This window comes from Amycolatopsis sp. NPDC043885 (assembly GCF_056435685.1).
The window spans coordinates 42,967-64,715 of sequence record NZ_JBWKEA010000015.1; the positions used below are offsets into that span (position 1 = coordinate 42,967).

A 21,749-nucleotide genomic window follows, 5' to 3' on the forward strand; every position below is an offset into this window, starting at 1 on the left:
CTCTTCGCCAGGCAGGTGGGCCGGGCGCCCGGCGCGGTGGCCGTGGCCGACGGGGACCGGCTCCTCACTTATCGGGAGCTCGACGAGCTGGCGGGCAGGCTGTCCGGCCGGTTGGTCGCCCTGGGCGCCCGCCGGGTCGCGGTGATGCTGGACCGCTCGGCGGATCTGCTGGTGGCGCTTCTCGCCGTCTGGAAGGCGGGCGCGGCGTACGTGCCGGTGGACGCCTCGTATCCCGCGCCGCGGGTGGCGTTCATGGTCGCGGATTCGGGCGCGTCCCTGATGCTGTGCTCGGCCGCGACGCGCGACAGCGTCCCGGACGGGATCGAGGCGATCGTCGTCACGGACGAAGCGGGTGACGTCGCGGTCGATCCGGCGAGCCCGGAGGACCTGGCGTACGTGATGTACACGTCCGGCTCGACGGGCAAGCCGAAGGGCGTCGCCGTCCCGCATTCCAGCGTGGCGGAACTGGTGGGGGATCCCGGCTGGGCGATGGAACCCGACGACGCGGTCCTCATGCACGCGCCGCATTCCTTCGACGCGTCCCTGTGCGAGATCTGGGTGCCGCTGGTGTCGGGTGCCCGGGTGGTGATCGCCGCGCCGGGGCCGGTGGACGCCCGCCGGCTGCGGGAGGCGGTCGCGGCCGGGGTGACGCGGGCGCATCTCACCGCGGGCAGTTTCCGTGCGGTGGCGGAGGAAGCGCCGGAGTCGTTCGCGGGGCTGCGCGAGATCCTGACCGGCGGGGACCTGGTGCCCGCGCACGCGGTGGACCGGGTGCGCCACGCCGCGCCCGGCGCGCGGATCCGGCATCTGTACGGGCCGACGGAAACGACGCTGTGCGCCACGTGGCACGTGCTCGAACCGGAGGACGACCCGGTGCCGGTGCTGCCGATCGGCCGTCCGCTCGCCGGACGGCAGGCCTGGGTGCTGGACGACTCGCTGCGGCCGGTCGCCCCGGACGTGGTCGGCGAGCTGTATCTTTCCGGCGCCGGGCTGGCCGACGGCTACCTCGACCGGGCCGGGCTGACCGCCGAGCGGTTCGTGGCGGATCCGTTCGCCCCGGGCAAGAGGATGTACCGCACCGGCGACCTCGCGAAGTGGACACCGGATGGCGAACTGCTCTTCGCGGGCCGCGTCGACGACCAGGTGAAGATCCGCGGGTTCCGGATCGAACCCGGTGAGGTCGAAGCCGCGATGACCGCCCAGCCGGACGTCCACGAGGCCGTCGTGTTGCCGATCGACGGCCGCCTGATCGGCTACGTGGTGGCGGACGTGGATCCCGCGCTCGTTCGCGAGCGGCTTCAGGCGGTCCTGCCCGACTACTTGGTCCCGGCCGTGGTCATGGCGGTGGCCGCGCTGCCGCTGACCGGCAACGGCAAGGTGGACCGGGCGGCGTTGCCCGCGCCTGATTTCACGGCGAAGGCCGACGGACGCGAACCCGTCACCGAGGCGGAGCGTGTCCTTTGTGGACTGTTCGCCGAAGTGCTCGGCATCGACCGGGCGGGTGTCGACGACGGCTTCTTCGAACTGGGCGGGGATTCGATCCTCGCGGTGCGTGTCGCGGCCCGGGCGGCGAAAGCGGGCCTGCTGGTGACGCCTTCGCAGATCTTCGGGGAGCGGACCCCCGCTCGGCTGGCCGCGGTGGCGGGCGCCGTGCGGGCCGAGCGGCCCGTCGACGGCCCCTTGGTCGAGCTGACCGCGGAAGACGAGACGGAACTGGCGGCCGCGGTCCCCGACGCCGTCGAGGTCTGGCCGCTGGCGCCGCTTCAGGCGGGTCTGCTCTTCCAGACGACCCTCGACGACCAGGGTCCCGACATCTACCAGACCCAGTGGATCGTGGAGCTGACCGGGCCGCTGGACGTGGCCAGGCTGCGGTCGGTGTGGGAGGCGGTCTTCGCCCGGCACCCCGAACTCCGGCTGACGTTCCACCGGCTCGCGTCGGGCAAGGCGGTGCAGGCCGTCGCCGGACGCGTCGAGCTGCCGTGGCGCGAGGTCGACCTGACCGGCGCGAGCGATGTCGAAGAGGCTGTCAAGGCGCTGTCCGTGGAGGAACAGCGGGACCGGTTCGACCTCGCCAAGGCGCCGTTGTTCCGGCTCGTGCTGATCAAGGTCGCCGAGGATCGGCATCGACTGCTGGTCGTCAACCACCACATCCTGACCGACGGGTGGTCGGTGGCGGTGATCCTCAACGAGGTGTCGGCGGCCTATACCTCCGGCGGCTTCCCGGACCGGACGGCCGCCTCGTACCGCGACTATCTGGCGTGGTTGGACAGGCAGGACAAGGAAGCGGCGCGGGCGGCCTGGCAGGCGGAGCTCTCGGACATCGACGTGCCCGCACTGGTCGCCAAGTCGGACTCCGCGACGGAATACGACTACCGCGTCACCCATCTCGCACCGGAGCTCTACACCCGGCTGACCGCGTTCGCCCGCGACCACGGGCTGACGCTCAACACGGTGGTGCAGGGCGCGTGGGCGCTGGTGCTGGCGCGGCTCGCGCGGCGAACCGACGTCGTGTTCGGCACCACGGTCGCCTGCCGTCCCGCCGAACTCCCGGGCGTCGAGTCGATGCCGGGACTGATGATGAACACGATCCCGGTGCGCGTCTCGCTGGACGGAAAGCAGTCCGTGATGGACATGCTCGCCGGCCTGCAACGGCGTCAGGTCGAGCTGATGCCGCATCAGCATCTGGGGCTGACGGAGATCCAGAAGACGGCCGGACCCGGCGCGATGTTCGACACGCTGCTGGTGTTCGAGAACTACCCGCGGGACTTCGCCGACCAGTTCTCGTATCTGGGCACGGTCGAGGGGACCCACTACCCGGTGACGGTCGGGGTGATCCCGGGCGAGGAGTTCCGGATCCAGCTCGCCTGCTGGCGTGAGCAGATCGACCGGGCCGTCGCCGATTCCCTGCTGGACTGGTTCTCCGGTGCCCTCGGCGCGATCGTCGAAGATCCGTCCGGTCTCGTCGGGCGGACCGGTATGGGCGAGATCCCGTTGCCCCCCTGGGAACCCGCGCTGCTGGACGGCGAGCCGCTGCCGGAGCTGATCGGGCGGATGGCGGCCGAGCGGCCGGACGCGGTGGCGGTCACGGACGGCGAAGGCGACCTGACCTACGCGGAACTGTGGGACCGGGCGACGAGGTTCGCCGCCGTACTGCGGGCGGCGGGCGTCGACCGGGAGTGCCGCGTCGGACTGGTGGCCGGACGGTCCGCGTGGTGGCTGATCGGGATGCTCGGGGTTTCACTGGCGGGCGGCGTCTTCGTCCCGGTGGATCCCGCGTACCCGGCCGAGCGGGTGAAGCTGATCTTCGGCAGCGCGGATCCGATGCTGCTGGTGTGTCAGGGAAAGACGCGCGACGCGGTGCCGGAGGAGTTCGCGGACCGGCTCGTGGTGCTCGACGAGCTGGACCTTTCGGCAGCCCCGGACGTGGTCTTGCCGAAGGTGGGGATGCGCGACGCGGCGTACGTGATCTACACGTCGGGATCGACCGGAACCCCGAAGGGCGTGATCGTCACCTACTCGGGCCTGGGCAACCTGGCGATGGCGCATATCGAACGCCTGGCCGTGACGCCGTCGTCCCGTGTCCTGCAGTTCGCGGCGCTCGGCTTCGACACCATCGTGTCCGAGGTGATGATGGCGTTGCTTTCGGGCGCGACGCTGGTGATGCCGCCGGACGAGGATCTGCCGCCGCAGGCGTCGCTGAGCGACACGCTGGAGCGGTGGGACGTCACGCACGTGAAGGCTCCGCCGTCGGTGCTGGCCACCGTCGACGTGTTCCCGGCCGGGGTCGAGACGGTGACCGCGGCGGGGGAGCTCTGCCCGCCGGGACTGGTGGACCGGCTCTCGGCCGACCGCCGGATGCTCAACGCCTACGGGCCCACCGAGACCACGATCTGCGCGACGGTGAGCATGCCGCTGGCGCCGCACGGCGAGGTGATCCCGTTCGGCGGGCCGATCGCCGGGGTGCGCGGCTATCTGCTGGACGCGTTCCTGCGTCCGTTGCCGCGCGGCGTCGTCGGTGAGCTGTACCTGGCCGGGATCGGGGTGGCGCGGGGCTATCTGGGCCGCGCGGCGCTGACGTCGGAGCGGTTCGTCGCCGATCCGTTCGTCCCCGGTGAGCGGATGTACCGGACGGGCGACCTGGCGTACTGGACGGACGAGGACGAGCTGGTGTCCGCCGGCCGGGCCGACGACCAGGTCAAGATCCGCGGGTTCCGGGTCGAGCCGCGCGAGATCGAGTTCGCGCTGTCCAACCATCCCCGGGTCACGCAGGCCACGGTGACCGTTCGCGAAGGCCGTCTGGTGGCTTACGTGTCGCCGGGCGACGTCGACCCGGAGGCGCTCCGGACCGAACTCGCCGAGCGGATGCCCGCGTACATGGTGCCCGCGGCGGTGATGGCGCTGGACGTCCTGCCGCTGACCGCGCACGGGAAGATCGACCGGAAGGCGTTGCCCGAACCGGATTTCTCGTCGAAGACGGTCGGCAGGGAGCCCGCGACCGAGGCCGAGCGGATCCTGTGCGAGGTCTTCGCCGAGGTGCTCGGGCTGGCGCGGGTCGGGGTCGAGGACAGTTTCTTCGAGCTGGGCGGGGATTCGATCTCGTCCATGCAGGTCGCGTCCCGCGCGCGTCGCGACGGCATCGCGCTGACCCCGAAGCAGGTGTTCGAACACCGGACCCCGGAACGGCTCGCGCAGCTGGTGGCGCCGGCGCCGCGGCAGGAATCGGGCAGGGCCACCGATGGCATCGGTGAAGTCGCGCTGACGCCGGTGATGCGGCTGTTCGGGGACGGCGTCGCGGCGCCGGGCTTCGCGCAGTGGATGGTTCTGGGTGCCCCGGCCGATCTGACGGAAGAAACGTTGACAGCCGGGCTCTCGGCGGTGCTGGACACGCACGACATGCTGCGGGCGCGGGTCGCCGACGGACGGCTGGTGGTCGGCGAGCGCGGCGCTCCCGCGACCTTTACCCGGGTGAAGGTCGACGGCGCGCTGGACGAGGCCGCCGCGGCACGGGAGGCCGTCGGACGGCTGGATCCCGTCGCGGGCGTGGTCGTCCAAATTGTGTGGTTGGACGCCGGAGCGGACCGGGTCGGCCGTCTGATCGTGGTGGCGCACCATCTCGTGGTCGACGGGGTCTCGTGGCGAGTCCTGGCGGCGGATCTGCGAGCGGCGTGCGAGGCCGCGGCGGCCGGCCGGGAGCCGGAACTGGAGCCGGTGGCGGTGTCGTTCCGCCGGTGGGCGGGTCTGCTCCAGGAGTGGGCGGTCTCCGCCGAGCGGGTCGCGGAACTCCCGGCGTGGCAAGCGATTCTCGGGCGGGAGGAAAAGCCCGGACGTGCCCCGGCGGGGAAGGTGCGCTCGAAGTCGTGGGTGGTTCCTTCGGCTCAGACGTCGGTGCTGGCCGGGCGGGCTCCGGTGGTGTTCCACTGCGGCGTGCACGAGGTCCTGCTGGCCGGGCTCGCGGGAGCGGTGGCCCGGTGGAGTGCGTCGGACTCGGTGCTGGTGGACGTCGAGGGCCATGGTCGTCATCCGGCCGAGGGGATGGACCTGTCCAGGACGGTGGGCTGGTTCACCAGCACACATCCGGTGCGGCTCGACGTCTCCGGGATCGATTTGGCCGGGGTGCTCGTCGGTGACGCTGCGGCCGGGACATTGCTGAAGGCGGTGAAGGAACAGTCGCGCGCGGTGCCCGGCGACGGGCTCGGGTACGGGTTGTTGCGCCATCTCAACACCGAGACGGAGCCGCTGCTGGCGGCGCTGCCGTCGGCGCGCATCGGGTTCAACTACCTCGGCCGGTTCGCCGCCGGTGAGAGTGGCGAAGTGCGGGCGTGGCAGCAGGTCGGCGAGATCGGCGGCTCGATCGACGCGGACATGCGGCTGCCGCACGCACTCGACGTCAACGCGATCGTCCAGGACCTGCCGGACGGGCCGGAGCTGATCCTCATGCTCGAATGGTCGGACGACGTGTTCGACGAAGCCGGAATCGCACGACTGGTCCAGGAATTGCTGGATGTGTTGTCCGGACTGGCTTCCCAAGCGGAAGACCCCGCCGCGGGCGGGCACACCGCATCCGATTTCGGTCTCCTCGAATTGGACCAGGACGAGATCGAGAGCTTCGAAGCATTGGCAGCGGAACTCAGCGAAGGCCGGGCATCGTGAACACTTCGACGACAAATTCTGGATCGGCCCCTTCTGGATCGGCACTGGCCGAGGTCTGGCCGCTTTCCCCGATGCAGGCGGGCATGCTCTACCACGCCTCCCTGGACGACGAGGCGCCCGACATCCACCTCATCCAGCAGTCGCAGATCATCGACGGGCCCTTGGACACGGAGCGATTCCGGAGATCCTGGGAGATCGTCCTCGCCAGGCACGCGGCGCTCCGGGCGAGCTTCCAGCGGCGGAAGAACGGCGAGACGATCCAGCTCATTCCCCGGGACGTCAAGCTTCCGTGGGCCGAACGCGATCTGTCCGATCTGTCAGAACCCGACGCGCTGGCCGAGGTGAGCGCGATCGCGGAGAAGGAGCGCTCCACGCGGTTCGACCTCACGCGGCCGCCGTTGCTGCGGCTGATGCTGATCCGGCTCGGCCCGGACAAGCACTGCCTCGTGACCACGAGCCATCACCTGCTCATCGACGGCTGGTCGCGGGCGCTCATCGAGGCGGATCTCCTGGAGATCTACGCGACGGGTGGCGTCGCGCGTGCTCCCGGTTCCTACGGGAATTACCTCGCCTGGCTGGGAAAGCAGGACAAGGAGGCGGCCAAGGCGGCTTGGCGCGCGGAGCTGGACGGGGCCGACGGAACGTCGCTCGGGCTTCCCGAAACTCCCGGAAAGGCGCATGGGCTGCCGTCGAGCGAGGTGGTCCGCCATTCGCCGGAGTTCACCTCCGCGCTGGCCGAGTTCGCCCGCCGCAACGGATTGACGTTCAACACGCTCGTGCAGGGCGCGTGGTCGCTGGTGCTGGCGCGGCTGGCGCGCCGTCAGGACGTCGTGTTCGGCGCGGTGGTCTCCGGGCGGCCCGCCGGACTGCCCGGCGCGGAGCAGACCGTGGGGCTGTTCATCAACACGGTGCCGGTCCGTGTGCGGTTGGACGCCTGCCAGCCGGTCCTGCGGATGCTCACGGAACTGCAGGGGCGGCAGTCGGACCTGATGGCGCACCACCACCTCGGCCTGCCGGAGATCCAGAAGCTGGGCGAGGCGGGTTTCGACACGATCGTCGTGTTCGAGAACTACGCCGACCCCGCGACCGACTCGCCGTCCGAACTCAGCCTGACCCTGCGCGACTTCAACCAGGCGACGCCGTACGCGATGACCCTCGGCGTGATGCCGGGCGAAAGCCTGGAAATCGAACTGCAGTATCACGCTGTCGAGGCCTCGGTCGCCAAGGCGGCGCTGGACGGGCTCACCCTGGTGCTGGAGCGGATCATCGCGGCACCTGGGACGCCTGTCGGCAGGCTGGACGTGCTGGACGACGCCGGCCGTGAGCTGGTGGTCGAGCGCTGGAACGAAACGGACGACATCGTGGACGCGTCGTCAGCGGTGGAACTGTTCGGCCGCCAGGTGGAACGGACTCCGCACGCGACGGCGATCGTGGCCGCGGACTGGAAGTATTCGTTCGCGGAACTCGACGAATGGTCCGGCAAGCTCGCGACGGTGCTGACCGTGCGAGGTGTGCGGCGTGGTGACCGCGTCGGGGTCGTGGTCGAACGGTCGGCGGAACTGTTGGCGGCCTGGCTCGCGGTGTGGAAGGCCGGCGCGGTGTACGTGCCGATCGATCCGGCCTATCCGGCCGAGCGGGTCGCGTTCATGCTGGAGGATTCCTCGGCGGCCGCGGTGGTGTGCCGCGCCGGGACCGCGACGCCGTCCGGGTATCCGCGGATCCACGTGGACGATCCGGTCGACGGCGAGGCGTCCCTGGTCCCGGTCGGTGCGGACGACCTGGCGTACGTGATGTACACGTCCGGCTCGACAGGAACACCGAAGGGCGTGGCCGTCTCGCACGGCGGCGTCGCGGCGCTGCTGGGCTACCAGGTGTGGGATCTGCACCCCGGTGACGCGGTGCTGATGCACGCGCCGCATACGTTCGACCCGGCGTTGTACGAGGTCCTGGTGCCGCTCGTGGCGGGCGCGCGGGTGATCCTCGCCGGTCCGGGCGTGATCGACGCGGACACCCTCGCCGCGCACGCGGCGCGAGGCCTCACGTCGGTGAACTTCACCGCCGGCCAGTTCCGCGCGCTGGTGCAGGAGAAACCGGACTGTTTCGCGGGGCTGCGTTACTTCCAGACCGGCGGGGACGTGGTGCCGCTCGGTGCGGTGGAGCGGGTGCGGCAGGCGTGCCCGGACCTGCGTGTCCTGCACACGTACGGGCCGACGGAAACGACGTTCTGCGCGTCGTGGAAGGTGATCCGGCCCGGCGACGAGCTGGGCTCGACGCTGCCGATCGGCAAACCGCATCCGGGGCGGCGGCTGTACGTGCTGGACGTCTTTCTGCGGCCGCTGCCGCCGGGTGTCGCGGGCGACCTGTACATCGCGGGCGCCGGGGTGGCGCACGGCTACCTCGGTCGCACCGCGTTGACGGCCGAAAGGTTCGTCGCCGATCCCTTCACCCCCGGCGAGCGCATGTACCGGACGGGGGACCTGGCGTACTGGAACGACGAGGGCGAGCTGGTCTTCGCCGGACGCGCGGACACCCAGGTCAAGATCCGCGGCTATCGCGTGGAACCGGGCGAGGTCGAGGCGGTGCTGGCGGACCAGCCGGGCGTCGACCAGGCGGTGGTGGCGGTCCGCGACGGACGGCTGATCGGCTACATCGTGTCCGGCGCCGGGGTGGACCCGGTGCGGCTGCGCGACCGGATCGCCGGGCTACTGCCGGAGTACATGGTGCCGTCGGTGGTGATGGCGCTGGCCGCGCTGCCGGTGAACGCGAACGGGAAGGTGGACCGGAAAGCGCTGCCGGAGCCCGATTTCAGCGGGCATATCGCCGGCAGGGAACCGGTCACGGAGATCGAGCGGCTGCTGTGCGAACTCTTCGCCGAGATGCTCGGGCTGGACCGGGTGGGCGCGGACGACAGCTTCTTCGAGCTGGGCGGGGATTCGATCGTCTCGATGCAGCTGGCGGCGCGGGCCCGGCGTGAGGGGATGACCTTCGGCGCGCGGGAGGTGTTCGAGTACCGGACACCGGCGGGTCTCGCGTCGTTCGTCGAGCTGGGGGAGGAGCCGGACGAGGTCCCCGCGGCGCGGAAGCCCGCCGCCGACTTCGAACTGGTCGACATGGGGAAGGACGAGATCGAGGAACTCGAGTCCGAGTTCGACACCGTGTAAGGCTCGCTTTTCGCTTTGGGGTCGTGAGTGGCGTTTCGGGTTCTTACCCGAAACGCCACTCACGACCCCCTTTCGCTTTTCGGTGGTGCAGGGGGCCGTGTCGCGAAAGTGGCTTTCGCGAGACCGGGGGTCTGGGTCGCGCTGGTCGTGAGTGGCGTTTCGGGTTCTAACCCGAATCGCCACTCACGACCCCCTGTACCGCAGGAAAACGGGGCCCGTTGGACATGTTGTCCGTGCCGACCCTTCGGGCGACGATTCTGCGGGGGGACATGCCGCGTTCGACGTCGGCTCCTCGACTTCGCGCAGACGGGAACGAGGAATTCGAGGCTGGTTCGCCGAAGGACTTCGCTGATCGAGGGAGATATTGATGGCTCAGTCGCGGATCGAGGACATCTGGCCGCTGTCGCCGTTGCAGGCAGGGCTGGTCTTCCACGCGGTCTACGACGGTGAAGGGCTCGACGTCTACATTGGACATTGGGTCCTGGAGCTGGACGGGCCCGTGGACGCGGCGAGGCTGCGCGCGGCGTGGGAGGCGCTGCTGGCCCGGCACGCGTCGCTGCGGGCTTGTTTCCGGCAGCGCAAAACCGGTGAGACCGTGCAGATCATCGCCAGGCAGGTCGAACTGCCGTGGCGCGAGATCGACCTGTCCCACCTCGACGACACCGCATATGCCGTGCGGGAGCTGGCCGAGGAGGACCGGACGAAACGGTTCGACCTCGCGACGGCGCCGTTGCTGCGGCTGACCTTGATCCGGCTCGGCGACGACAGTCATCGCCTCGTGGTGACCTGCCATCACGCGATCATGGACGCCTGGTCGCTGCCCATCGTGTTCGACGAGCTGTCGGCGCTGTACGCGGCGGCGGAGCTGCCGGAAGTGACGCCGTACCGCGAATATCTCGCGTGGCTGAACCGCCAGGACAAGACGAAGGCGCTCGCGGCCTGGACGAAGGAACTCGGTGATCTCGAGGCGCAGACCCTGGTGGCGCCCGCCGATCCGGGACGCGCGCCGGGAATTCCCGAGAGCATCACGGTCGAGCTGCCGTCGGAGCTCACCCGATCGCTGGAGGACCTGGCCCGCGGCAACGGATTGACGCTGAACACGGTCGTGCAGGGCGCGTGGGCGATGGTGCTGGCGCACCTGACCGGCCGCACGGACGTCGTGTTCGGTGCGGTCGTTTCGGCGCGCCCGCCGGATCTTCCCGGCGTGGAGGGGATGGTGGGGCTCTTCCTCAACACCGTTCCGGTGCGCGCGCGGCTGCGTGGCTCGGCGCCGGTCGTCGAGATGCTGGCGGAGTTGCAGAAGCGGCAGTCGGCGCTCATCCCCGACCAGTTCGTCGGGCTGGCGGACATCCAGCAGGCGGCCGGACCCGGCGCGAGCTTCGACACCATGATCGTCTTCGAGAACTTCCCGCGTGAGCTCGGCGGGCCGGATTCCGCCGCGCCCTTCGGCATTCGCGTGAACCAGGGCCAGGAGGCCGCGCACTACCCGCTGACGCTGGTCGCCGTCCCCGGCGAATCGATGCTCGTCAAACTCGACTACCTGACGGACCTTTACGACGAGGCGGCCGCGCGAGCCATCGTCGAGCGGTTCACCGGTGTGCTGCGTCAGCTGTCGGGTGACCTCACCGTCGCCGACATCGACGTGACGAGCGCGGTCGAGCGCGAAACGGTCGGGCAGTGGGGTGTCTCGGCTGAGCCGGCACCGGACGTACTGGCGCCGGATCTGTTCTCGCGTCAGGTCGAAAGCGCGGTCGCCGTCGTCGCCGGTGACGAAACGCTGTCGTACGGGGAACTGGCCGAGCGTGCCGAACGGCTCGCGGGGTACTTGAGCGGCAAGGGAGTCCGGCGCGGCGACCGGGTCGCCGTCGTGATGGACCGGTCGCCCGATCTGATCGCGACGCTGCTCGCGGTGTGGAAGGCGGGCGCGGCGTACATCCCGCTGGACCCCGCGTACCCGGCGGAACGCGTGAAGTTCATGCTGGCGGACGCGGAGCCGTCGGCGGTCGTGTGCTCGGAAGCGCATCGGGACGCCGTCCTGGATGGTGGTCTGGAACCGATCGTCCTCGACGATCCGGAGACTCGGCGAGCGGTGGCGGAGTCCGCCCGGCTGTCGATCGGCGCCACGGCGGACGATGTCGCGTACGTGATGTACACGTCGGGCTCGACGGGAACGCCCAAGGGTGTCGCGGTGTCGCACGGCAACGTCGCGGCGCTGGTCGGTGAGCCGGGCTGGGACGTCGGTCCCGGCGACGCGGTGTTGATGCACGCGTCGCACGCTTTCGACATCTCCCTGTTCGAGATGTGGGTGCCGCTGCTGTCGGGTGCCCGGGTGGTGCTCGCCGGATCGGGCGCGGTGGACGGCGAGACGCTGGCCGGCTACGTGGCGGCCGGGGTCACGGCGGCCCACCTGACGGCCGGGAGTTTCCGGGTGCTGGCGGAGGAGTCGCCGGAATCGGTCGCCGGGCTGCGCGAGGTGCTGACCGGGGGCGACGCGGTGCCACCGGCGGCGGTCGAGCGGGTCCGCAAGACTTGCCCGGACGTGCGGGTGCGGCATCTCTACGGGCCCACCGAGGCCACGCTGTGCGCGACGTGGTGGCTGCTCGAACCCGGCGACGACATGGGGTCGGTGCTGCCGATCGGCCGCCCGCTCGCGGGACGGCGCGTGTACGTCCTCGACGCGTTCCTGCGGCCGGTGCCGGCGGGGTTGCCCGGCGAGCTGTACGTCGCCGGAGCCGGTGTGGCGCAAGGCTATCTGGGCCGCTCGATGCTGACGGCCGAACGATTCGTCGCGGATCCGTTCGTGCCCGGCGGGCGCATGTACCGGACCGGGGACCTCGCGTCCTGGACGGAGAAGGGCACGCTGGCGTTCGCCGGGCGCGCCGACGACCAGGTGAAGATCCGCGGTTACCGGGTGGAGCCCGGGGAGATCGAGGTGGCGATCGCCCGGCTGCCCGGGGTCGCTCAGGCCGTGGTGATCGCCCGTGGTGAGCAGCTGATCGGCTACGCCGTGCCCGAAGCGGGGCAGGATCTCGACCCGGCGCGCCTGAGCGGGCAACTCGCCGAGACGCTGCCCGAGTTCATGATCCCGGCCGCGATCCTCGTGCTGGACGAACTTCCGTTGACCGTCAACGGCAAAGTGGACCGGCAGGCACTTCCCGAGCCGGACTTCTCCGCGAAGGTGGCGGGCCGGGAGCCCTCGACCGAGGACGAGCGAGTCCTTTGTGGAGTGTTCGCCGACGTCCTCGGGCTGGAGCGGGTCGGCGTCGAAGACAGCTTCTTCGAGCTGGGCGGAGACTCGATCTCGTCGATGCAGGTGGCCGCCCGCGCCCGGCGCGAGGGGATCTCCCTGACGCCGCGGCTGGTGTTCGAGCACCGGACCCCCGAGCGGCTGGCGGCGCTGGCCAAGGAAGCTCCGGCAAAGCCCTCCACTGTGGACACAGGCGTCGGCGAGATCCCGATGACACCGGTGATGCTCGCTCTGGGCGAGAACGCCGTGCGGCCGGGCTTCGCGCAGGCCAGGGTCCTCGTCACTCCGGAAGGATTCGACCAGGACGCGCTGGTCAAGGCCCTGCAGGCCGTGCTGGACACGCATGATCTGCTGCGGGCGCGGGTGGAAGCGGGACGGCTGATCGTGCCCGAGCCGGGTGCGGTCGACGCGGCCGGTCTGGTGACGCGGGTCGAAGCCCGCGACCTGGACGAGGCCGCCGAACGCGCGGTCCGGACGGCGACGGGCACGCTGGACCCGGCGGCCGGGGCGATGCTGCGCGCGGTGTGGATCGACTCCCCGGAAGCCGGGCAGGGCCGCTTGGCGCTGGTGGCGCATCACCTGGCCGTGGACGCGGTCTCGTGGGGAATCCTGCTGCCCGATCTGCGCTCGGCCTACGAAGACGCGGCGCTCGAACCCGTGGCGACGCCATACCGGCAGTGGGCGCGGAGGCTGGCCGAGCAGGCGCGCGACGAGCGCACCGTGGCCGAAACCGAGCGGTGGATCGCCCTCCTCGACGGCGCGGAACCGGCCGTGGAGCTGAGCGCCGGGAAGACGCACTCGTGGTCCGCGACGCTGTCCGGCGCCGTGGCGAACGACCTGTTGACCCGGCTGCCGAACGCCTTCCACTGCGGGATCCAGGACGTCCTGCTGGCGGGTCTCGCGGGCGCCGTGACCCGGCTGCGCGGGACCGGCGGCGCGCTGCTGGTGGACGTCGAAGGTCACGGTCGTGAGGCCGCCGACGGTGAGGACCTTCTGCGCACGGTGGGCTGGTTCACCAGCGTGCACCCGGTCCGCTTCGACGTCTCGTCGGGGAATCTGCTGAAGACCGCCAAGGAACAGATCCGCGCCGTTCCCGGAGACGGGCTCGGCTACGGGCTGCTGCGTTACCTCAACCCCGAAACCGGCGCCCGGCTGGCGGAGTCGCCGTCCGCGCAGATCGGCTTCAACTATCTCGGCCGCACAAGTCTTTCCGCCAAGGACCGTGCGTGGCAGCCAGCGGGCGAAGGGCCGCTCGGTGGTGGGCCGGACATGATCCTGGCCCACCCCGTCGAGGTCGGCGCCGAGGTGCAGGACACGCCGGACGGGCCGCGGCTCGGGCTCGCCATCGACGGCCGGGATGTCGACCACGCCACGGTGGAGCGCCTCGGCGAGGCCTGGCTGGCGACACTGAACGCGCTCGCCGACGATTCGGCCGCGGGCGGGCACTCGCCGTCCGACTTCGCTCTCGTCGAGCTGGCGCAGCAGGACGTGACGGAGCTGGAAGCCGCGACGCCGGGGCTGACCGACATCTGGCCGCTTTCGCCGCTCCAGGAAGGCATGCTCTTCGAACGGGCCGTCGCCGATGACGGCGTCGACGTCTATCAGAGCCAGCGGATCCTCGACCTCGACGGACCGCTCGACGCGGACCGGCTGCGTGCCGCGTGGAATCAAGTGGTCGCCCGGCACGATTCGCTCCGGACGGGTTTCCACCAGCTGGCTTCCGGCGAGCCGGTGCAGGTCGTCGCCGCCGAAGCGGAAATCCCTTGGCGTGAGGTCGATCTGTCGCACGTCGGGGAGGCGGACGCGGCCGCGGAGATCGAACGCCTGCTCGCCGAAGACCAGGCGGAGCGGTTCGACGTGACCAAGGCGCCGCTGCTCCGCCTGATGCTGATCAAGCTCAGCCCGGTGCGGCGCCGGTTCGTGCTGACGTCGCACCACGTCCTCCTCGACGGCTGGTCCACGCCGCTCGTCCTGGGCGAGGTGTCGATCACCTACGCGGGCGGGCAAGCCCCGTCGAAGTCACCGTCCTATAAGGACTATCTGACCTGGCTGAACCGCCAGGACGTCCAGGTGACGCAGGCGGCGTGGCGGGCCGAACTCGCCGGTTCCGACGAGCCGACCGTGGTGGACGCCGACGCGGACAAGGCGATGGTCGTGCCGGGTGAGCACGCCGAATTGCTGCCCGAGACGGCGACGCGGAACCTCACCGGCTTCGCTCGCGGTCACGGCTTGACGCTGAGCACGATCGTGCAGGGCGCGTGGGCGCTGGTCCTGTCGCGGCTGGCCGCCCGGACGGACGTCGTGTTCGGGACGGTCGTTTCCGGGCGACCCGCGGACGTGCCGGACGTGGAACAGATGGTGGGGATGTTCATCAACACCGTCCCGGTCCGCGTGCGCCTCGACGGCGACCTGCCGGTGCTGGAAATGCTCCAGGATCTGCAGGCCCGGCAGTCCGCGTTGACCGAGCACCAGTACCTGGGGCTCTCGCAGGTACAGCGCGCGGCGGGGGCGGGCGCGGTCTTCGACACCATCGTGATGATCGAGAACTACCCGCATGACGCCGACGGTCTCGGTGACGACGGCGGTGTCGCGATCAGCGCCGTCGAGACCAGGACCGGCACCGGTTATCCGCTGACCATGAGCGTTTCGCCCGGCAAGAGCCTGCTGATCCGCATGGCCTACCGGCCCGACCGGATCGACGCCGGAACGGCGGCGGAGGTCGCCAGGCAGGTCGTGCGGGTCCTGGAGCGGGTGTCGGCGGAGGCTTCGCTTCCCGTGGGCCGCCTCGGTGTGACCAGCGAACCGGCGCGCGAATCCGTGGTGGAGCGGTGGAACGCGACGGGCGAGGCGACGACGGGTGTCACGGTGCCGGAGCTGTTCCGGCGGCGGGCCGCGGAATCCCCGGACGCGGTAGCTGTCGTCGATGGGGAACGCACGCTGTCCTACGCCGAACTCGACCGCGAATCCGATGGGCTGGCCGGGTATTTGGCCGCGCGGGGTGTCCGGCGCGGTGACCGCGTCGGCGTCGTGATGGAACGCGGCGCGGATCTGCTCATCGCGCTGCTCGCGGTCTGGAAGGCCGGTGCGGCGCAGGTCCCGGTGAACGTGGACTATCCCGCGGAACGGATCGAGCGGATGCTGGCCGATTCCGGTGCGGCGCTGGCGATCTGCGTGGCGACGAGCCGCGATTCGGTGCCGGACGGCGTCGAGCCGGTCGTCATGGGCGCGACGGAGCACGCGGCGCCGCCGGTCGTCGTCGGCGCGCACGACACGGCTTACGTGATGTACACGTCGGGATCGACCGGCGTACCGAAGGGTGTTTCGGTGCCGCACGGCAGTGTCGCGGCGCTCGCGGGTGACCCGGGCTGGTCGCAGGGCCCCGGAGATCGCGTGCTGCTGCACGCTTCCCACGCGTTCGACGCGTCGCTGGTCGAGATCTGGGTGCCGCTGGTGAGCGGAGCCGCCGTGGTGGTCGCGGAACCGGGCGCGGTCGACGCGCAGCGGGTGCGGGAAGCGGTCGAACGCGGTGTCACCACCATCCACCTGACCGCCGGGGCTTTCCGGGTAGTGGCCGAGGAAGCGCCGGAATCCTTCACCGGCCTGCGTGAGATCCTGACCGGCGGCGACGCGGTGCCGCTCGCCTCCGTCGAGCGGATGCGCCGCGCCTGCCCGGACGTCCGGTTCCGTCAGCTGTACGGCCCCACCGAGATCACCCTGTGCGCCACGTGGCTCGTTCTCGAACCCGGCGCCGAAACGGGCAGTGTCCTGCCGATCGGCGGACCACTGGCCGGAAGGCAGGCGTACGTACTCGACGCGTTCCTCCAGCCGGTGGCGCCGGGCGTGACCGGTGAGCTGTACCTCGCCGGTGCCGGTCTGGCGCACGGTTATCTGGGCGCTCCGACCGCGACGGCGCAACGGTTCGTCGCCAGCCCCTTCGCGGCCGGTGAGCGGATGTACCGCACGGGCGACCTCGCGCGCTGGACCGAAGACGGCGAGCTGCTGTTCGGCGGCCGGGCCGACTCCCAGGTGAAGATCCGCGGCTACCGCGTCGAACCGGGGGAGATCGAGGCGGCGTTGACCGCGCTGCCCGACGTCGCGCAGGCGGTCGTGGTGGCACGGGAAGAACGTCCCGGCGAGAAGCGGCTGATCGCCTACGTGACCGCGGAATCGGGACTGGACTCCGAGGCGCTCCGAGCGCGGCTCGCGGAGCGGCTTCCGGAGTTCATGGTGCCCGCGGTGGTGCTGGTGCTGGACACCTTCCCGTTGACCCTCAATGGAAAGATCGACCGCGCCGCCCTGCCCGCGCCCGAATTCGCCGGCAAACCGGCGGGCCGCGAGCCGCGGACCGAAGCCGAACGCGTGATGACCGATCTCTTCGCCGAGATTCTCGGGCTGGACCGGGTCGGCGCGGACGACAGCTTCTTCGAACTGGGCGGCGACTCGATCCTCTCGATGCGCCTGGCCGCCCGCGCCCGGCGCGAGGATTTCGTCTTCGGTGCCAAGCAGGTCTTCGAGCAGAAGACCCCCGCGGGGATCGCGGCCGTCGCCGGACGCGGCGGTGTGCGGCAGCCCGAGGTGGCCGACGGTGTCGGCGAGGTGCCGTGGACACCGGTCGTGCGGGCGCTGCTCGAACGCGATCCCGGCGCGATGTCGCGGGGCGCTTTGGCGCAGTGGGTGACGGCGGGCGTGCCCGGCGACCTGTCGCTCAAGGCGCTGACGGCCGGTCTGGACGCGCTGATCGACACCCACGACCTGCTGCGGAGCCGAGTCACCGAGTCCCGTCTGGTCGTGGCCGAGCGGGGAACCGTCGACGCCGCCGCACTGCTCCAGCGGATCGAGGTGGGCGACGGTGACCTCGACGAGATCGCGGAGCGCCACGCGCACGAGGCGGCCGGACGGCTCGATCCCGTCGCGGGTGTGATGTTCCAAGCCGTTTGGGTGGACGCGGGACCCGATCGGGTGGGACGGCTCGTGGTGGCCGCCCATCACCTCGCGGTCGACGTGGTGTCGTGGCGTGTCCTGCTGGCGGATCTGCAAGCGGCCTGCGAAGAACCGGTGCTCGATCCGCCGCCCGTCTCGTTCCGGCGCTGGGCGCGGACGCTGGCCGACCAGGCCGCGCAGCGGACCGGGGAACTGGAGACCTGGAAGGAAATCCTCGACGGCGCGCGGGCGCGGGTCGGCGTACTCGACCCGAAACGCGACACCATCGCGACTTCCGGACGCCGCTCGTGGACGTTGCCGCGGGACCGCGCGAGCGTCCTCGCGGAGAAGGCGACGTCGGCTTTCCACTGCGGCATCCACGAGGTGCTGCTGGCGACGCTCGCCGGTGCGGTGGCCCACTGGCGGGGCGGCACCGCCGTCGTGGTGGACGTCGAAGGCCACGGCCGTCAGCCACTCGACGGGATGGATCTGTCGCGGACGCTCGGCTGGTTCACCGATGTCCATCCCCTGAGGTTGGACACCTCCGGGGCGGACGCGCCTGGCCAGTTGTTGAAGCAGGTCAAGGAAAACGTGCGTGCGGTACCCGACGGCGGCCTCGGCTACGGGATGCTGCGGTATCTCGACGACGAAGCCGGGAAGGTGCTCGCGGCACTGCCGTCGCCGGAGATCGGCTTCAACTACCTCGGGCGGTTCTCGCCCCGGCCCGACGGCGACGCGGAACCCTGGCAGCTGGCCGGGACCATCGGCGGCACGGCGGAGGACGACCTGCCGCTGCGGCACGCCGTCGAAATCGACGCGGTGGTGCTCGACGGAGACGCCGGACCCGAGTTCACCCTGACCATCACCTGGGCGGAACGGCTGCTCACCGAAGCCGACGCCGAGTCGCTCGGCCAGGCGTGGCTGGAGATGCTGACCGGGCTCGCCATCCACGCCGAGGGCGGCGCGGGAGGACACACGCCGTCGGACTTCCCGCTCATCACGCTGACGCAGCAGGAGGTGACCGACGTCGAGGCCCTCGTCCCGAGCCTGCACGACATCTGGCCGCTTTCCCCGCTGCAGGAAGGGTTGCTGTTCCACGCGGTGGACGAGCGCGGCCCGGACGTCTACGCGGGGATCCGCGACATCATCCTCGACGGTCCGCTGGACGTCGCCCGGTTCCGTGCGGCGTGGCAGACCCTGCTCGACCGGCATCCCGCGCTACGGGCGGGTTTCCACCGCCTCGGCTCCGGGACCGCCGTCCAGGCCGTCGTCCGCGACGTTCCGGTGCCGTGGCAGGAGACCGACCTGTCGCACCTGCCTGAGGACGAGGCGCTGGCGGAATTCGAGCGGCTCGCGGCGGCATCCCACGCCGAGCGGTTCGACCTGGCGAAGGCGCCGCTGCTGCATCTGCACCTGGTGCGGTTCACCGATCGCAGGCACCGGCTGGTGCTCCGGTCGCACCACATCTCGGCCGACGGCTGGTCGCTTCCGGTCTTCCTCGGCGAGGTGATGGCAGCGTACGAAGACGGCCGGACGCTGCCCGCACCGACGTCGTACCGGGAGTACCTCGCCTGGCTTTCCCGTCAGGACAAGGCGGCCGCCAAGGAGGCGTGGCGGACCGAGTTGGCGGGGCTCGACGAGGCGACCCATGTGGTGCCGCCGGACACGATCGCCGTGCCCATCGAGCCGGACCGCGTCCGCTTCGAACTCGACGACGACCTCAGCGGCCGCCTGATGGAGTTCACCCGGCGGCACGGCGTCACGACGAACACGCTTTTCCAAGGCGTGTGGGCACTTCTGCTGGCCAGGCTGACCGGACGCGACGACGTCGTCTTCGGGACCACGGTGGCCGGACGGCCGGTCGAGATCCCCGGTGTCGAATCGGCGGTCGGCCTGTTCATGAACATGCTGCCGGTCCGGGCCAGGCTCACCGGCGCCCAGCCGTTCCTGGAGATGCTGGCGGATCTGCAGGAACGCCAGGTCGCGCTGATGCCGCATCAGCACGTCGGACTGACCGAGATCAACCAGCTCGCCGGTCCCGGCGCGGCCTTCGACACGATCGTGGTGTTCGAGAACTACCCGCCGCCGCCCCCGCCGTCCGACGATCCCGACGTCCTCGCCCTGCGCCCGGCGGGGATCCCGGACGACACCGGGCACTATCCGTTGTCCATCCGCGCTTCCGAGGGCGGCGGCGTCCACGGTGAGGTCATCTACCGGCCGGACGTGTTCGGCCGGGACCGGATCGAGGAGATCGTCGCGTCGATCATCCGGGCGCTCGACCAGGTCGTGACCGAGCCGCGGGTGCCGGTCGGCCGGGTCGCCCTGATCGGGCCGGAGCAGCGTCGTCTGGTGATCGAGGAGTGGAACCGGACCGAGGTGCCGTTCGAGGCCGAGACCCTGCCGGTGTTGTTCCGCCGTCAGGTGGAGCGATCGCGCGACGCGGTGGCGATCGAGGACGCGAAGCGCACCCTGACTTACGGCGGGCTGTTCGACGAGGTCGAAACGCTGGCGCGGTTGCTCGTCGGGCTGGGTGTCCGGCGGGAGACCCGGGTCGGGGTGCTGGTCGAACGGTCGGCCGAACTCGTGGTGACCATGATGGGCGTGACGTTCGCGGGCGGGGCGTTCGTCCCGGTCGACCCGGACTATCCGGCCGAGCGGATCGAGCTGATGCTGACCAGTTCGGCGCCGGAGGTCCTGGTGTGCACGGCGGCGACCCGGGCGGTCGTGCCGTCGAAGTTCGACGGCGAAATCCTGCTGCTGGACGAACTTCCCGCCGCGGACCCGTCGGTCGTGTTGCCGTCGGTGAAGGCGACCGACGCGGCGTACGTGATCTACACGTCCGGTTCGACTGGGGTGCCGAAGGGCGTCCAGGTCACTCATTCCGGGCTCGGGAACCTGGCGACGGCGCATATCGAACGCCTTGGTGTGACGTCGTTCTCGCGGGTCCTGCAGCTGTCCGCGATCGGCTTCGACGCCATCGTTTCGGAGCTGTACATGTCCCTTCTGGCCGGCGCGACCCTGGTGCTGGCCGACGCGGAGAGCATGCCGCCCCGGGTGACCCTCGGCGACGCGCTTCGCCGGTGGGGGATCACCCATCTCACCGTGTCGCCGAGTGTGCTGGCGGTCGAGGAGGATCTGCCGGACACCCTGCGCGGCGTCCTGACGGGCGGCGAGGTGTGCACCCCCGCGCTGGTCGACCGCTGGTCGCCGGGCCGCCGGTTCATCAACGCGTACGGCCCCACCGAGACGACGATCTGCTCGACCATGAGCGCCCCGTTGTCGCCGGGACACGAGGTCGTCCCGCTCGGCGGTCCGATCCGGAACGTGAAGCACTACATCCTCGACGCGTACCTGCAGCCCGTGCCGCCGGGGGTGGCGGGCGAGCTGTACATCGCGGGCGCCGGACTCGCCCGCGGGTATCTCGGACGGCCGGGACTGACGTCGGAACGGTTCGTCGCCGACCCGTTCACGCCGGGCGAGCGCATGTACCGCTCCGGCGACCGGTTCCGCTGGGATCCCGACGGCGAGCTGATCTTCGTCGGCCGCGTCGACGCGCAGGTGAAGGTGCGCGGCTACCGGGTCGAACCCGCGGAGATCGAGAACGTGCTGGCCGAGCATCCGGGCGTCGCCCAGGTGGCGGTCGCCGTCCACCGGGACGGGCCGGGTGACAAACGGCTGGTGGCCTACGTCGTGCCCGCCGACGAGGGCGACGGCTCGCTCACTTCGGTGCTGCGCGAGATGGCGGCCGGACGGCTGCCGGAGTACATGATGCCCGCGGCGTTCGTGGCGCTGGAGAAGATGCCGCTCACCCCGAACGGCAAGCTCGACCACCGGGCGCTCCAGGCGCCCGACTTCTCCGGCCAGTCCTCCGGCCGCGACCCGCGCACGGCCATGGAGGCGAAGCTGTGCGAGCTGTTCGCGGAGGTGCTCGGCCTGGAGCAGGTCGGGCCCGACGACAGCTTCTTCGAACTCGGCGGCGACTCGATCATCTCGATGCAGCTGTCGGCCCGCGCCCGCCGCGAAGGGCTGGAACTGAGCCCGTGGCAGGTGTTCGAAGAGAAGACACCGGAACGGCTGGCGACGCTCGTCAAGGAGATCCCGGCCGAAGGCGAGAGCACCCCGGAACCGGAGGCGGAGCCCACCGGGGGCGTGGGGGGCTCGCTTGTCGCGCTTTCCCCGGACCAGTTGGAACAGCTTGAGGCCGGGTTCTCGTGAGTGGCAAGGACGGTTAGAACCGTCCCTGCCACTCACGAGCCCCATCGCAAACGCGA

1 protein-coding gene and 1 pseudogene are annotated in these 21,749 nt (G+C 70.8%); both read left to right on the plus strand.

The features are described from left to right. The first annotated feature begins 15 nt into the window (after positions 1-15). Positions 16-9,311: pseudogene (locus AC069I_RS32520) on the plus strand (amino acid adenylation domain-containing protein). A 367-nt stretch (positions 9,312-9,678) separates the two neighbouring features. Next, positions 9,679-21,693 (plus strand): non-ribosomal peptide synthetase, encoded by a 12,015-nt coding sequence (locus tag AC069I_RS32525; RefSeq protein ID WP_478267119.1) that lies wholly within the window; start codon positions 9,679-9,681, stop codon positions 21,691-21,693. Positions 21,694-21,749: the final 56 nt, after the last annotated feature.

Bases quoted from the DNA above. Each gene is read 5' to 3' on its own strand.
- AC069I_RS32525 (WP_478267119.1), top strand. From the start codon at position 9,679: ATGGCTCAGTCGCGGATCGAGGACATCTGGCCGCTGTCGCCGTTGCAG.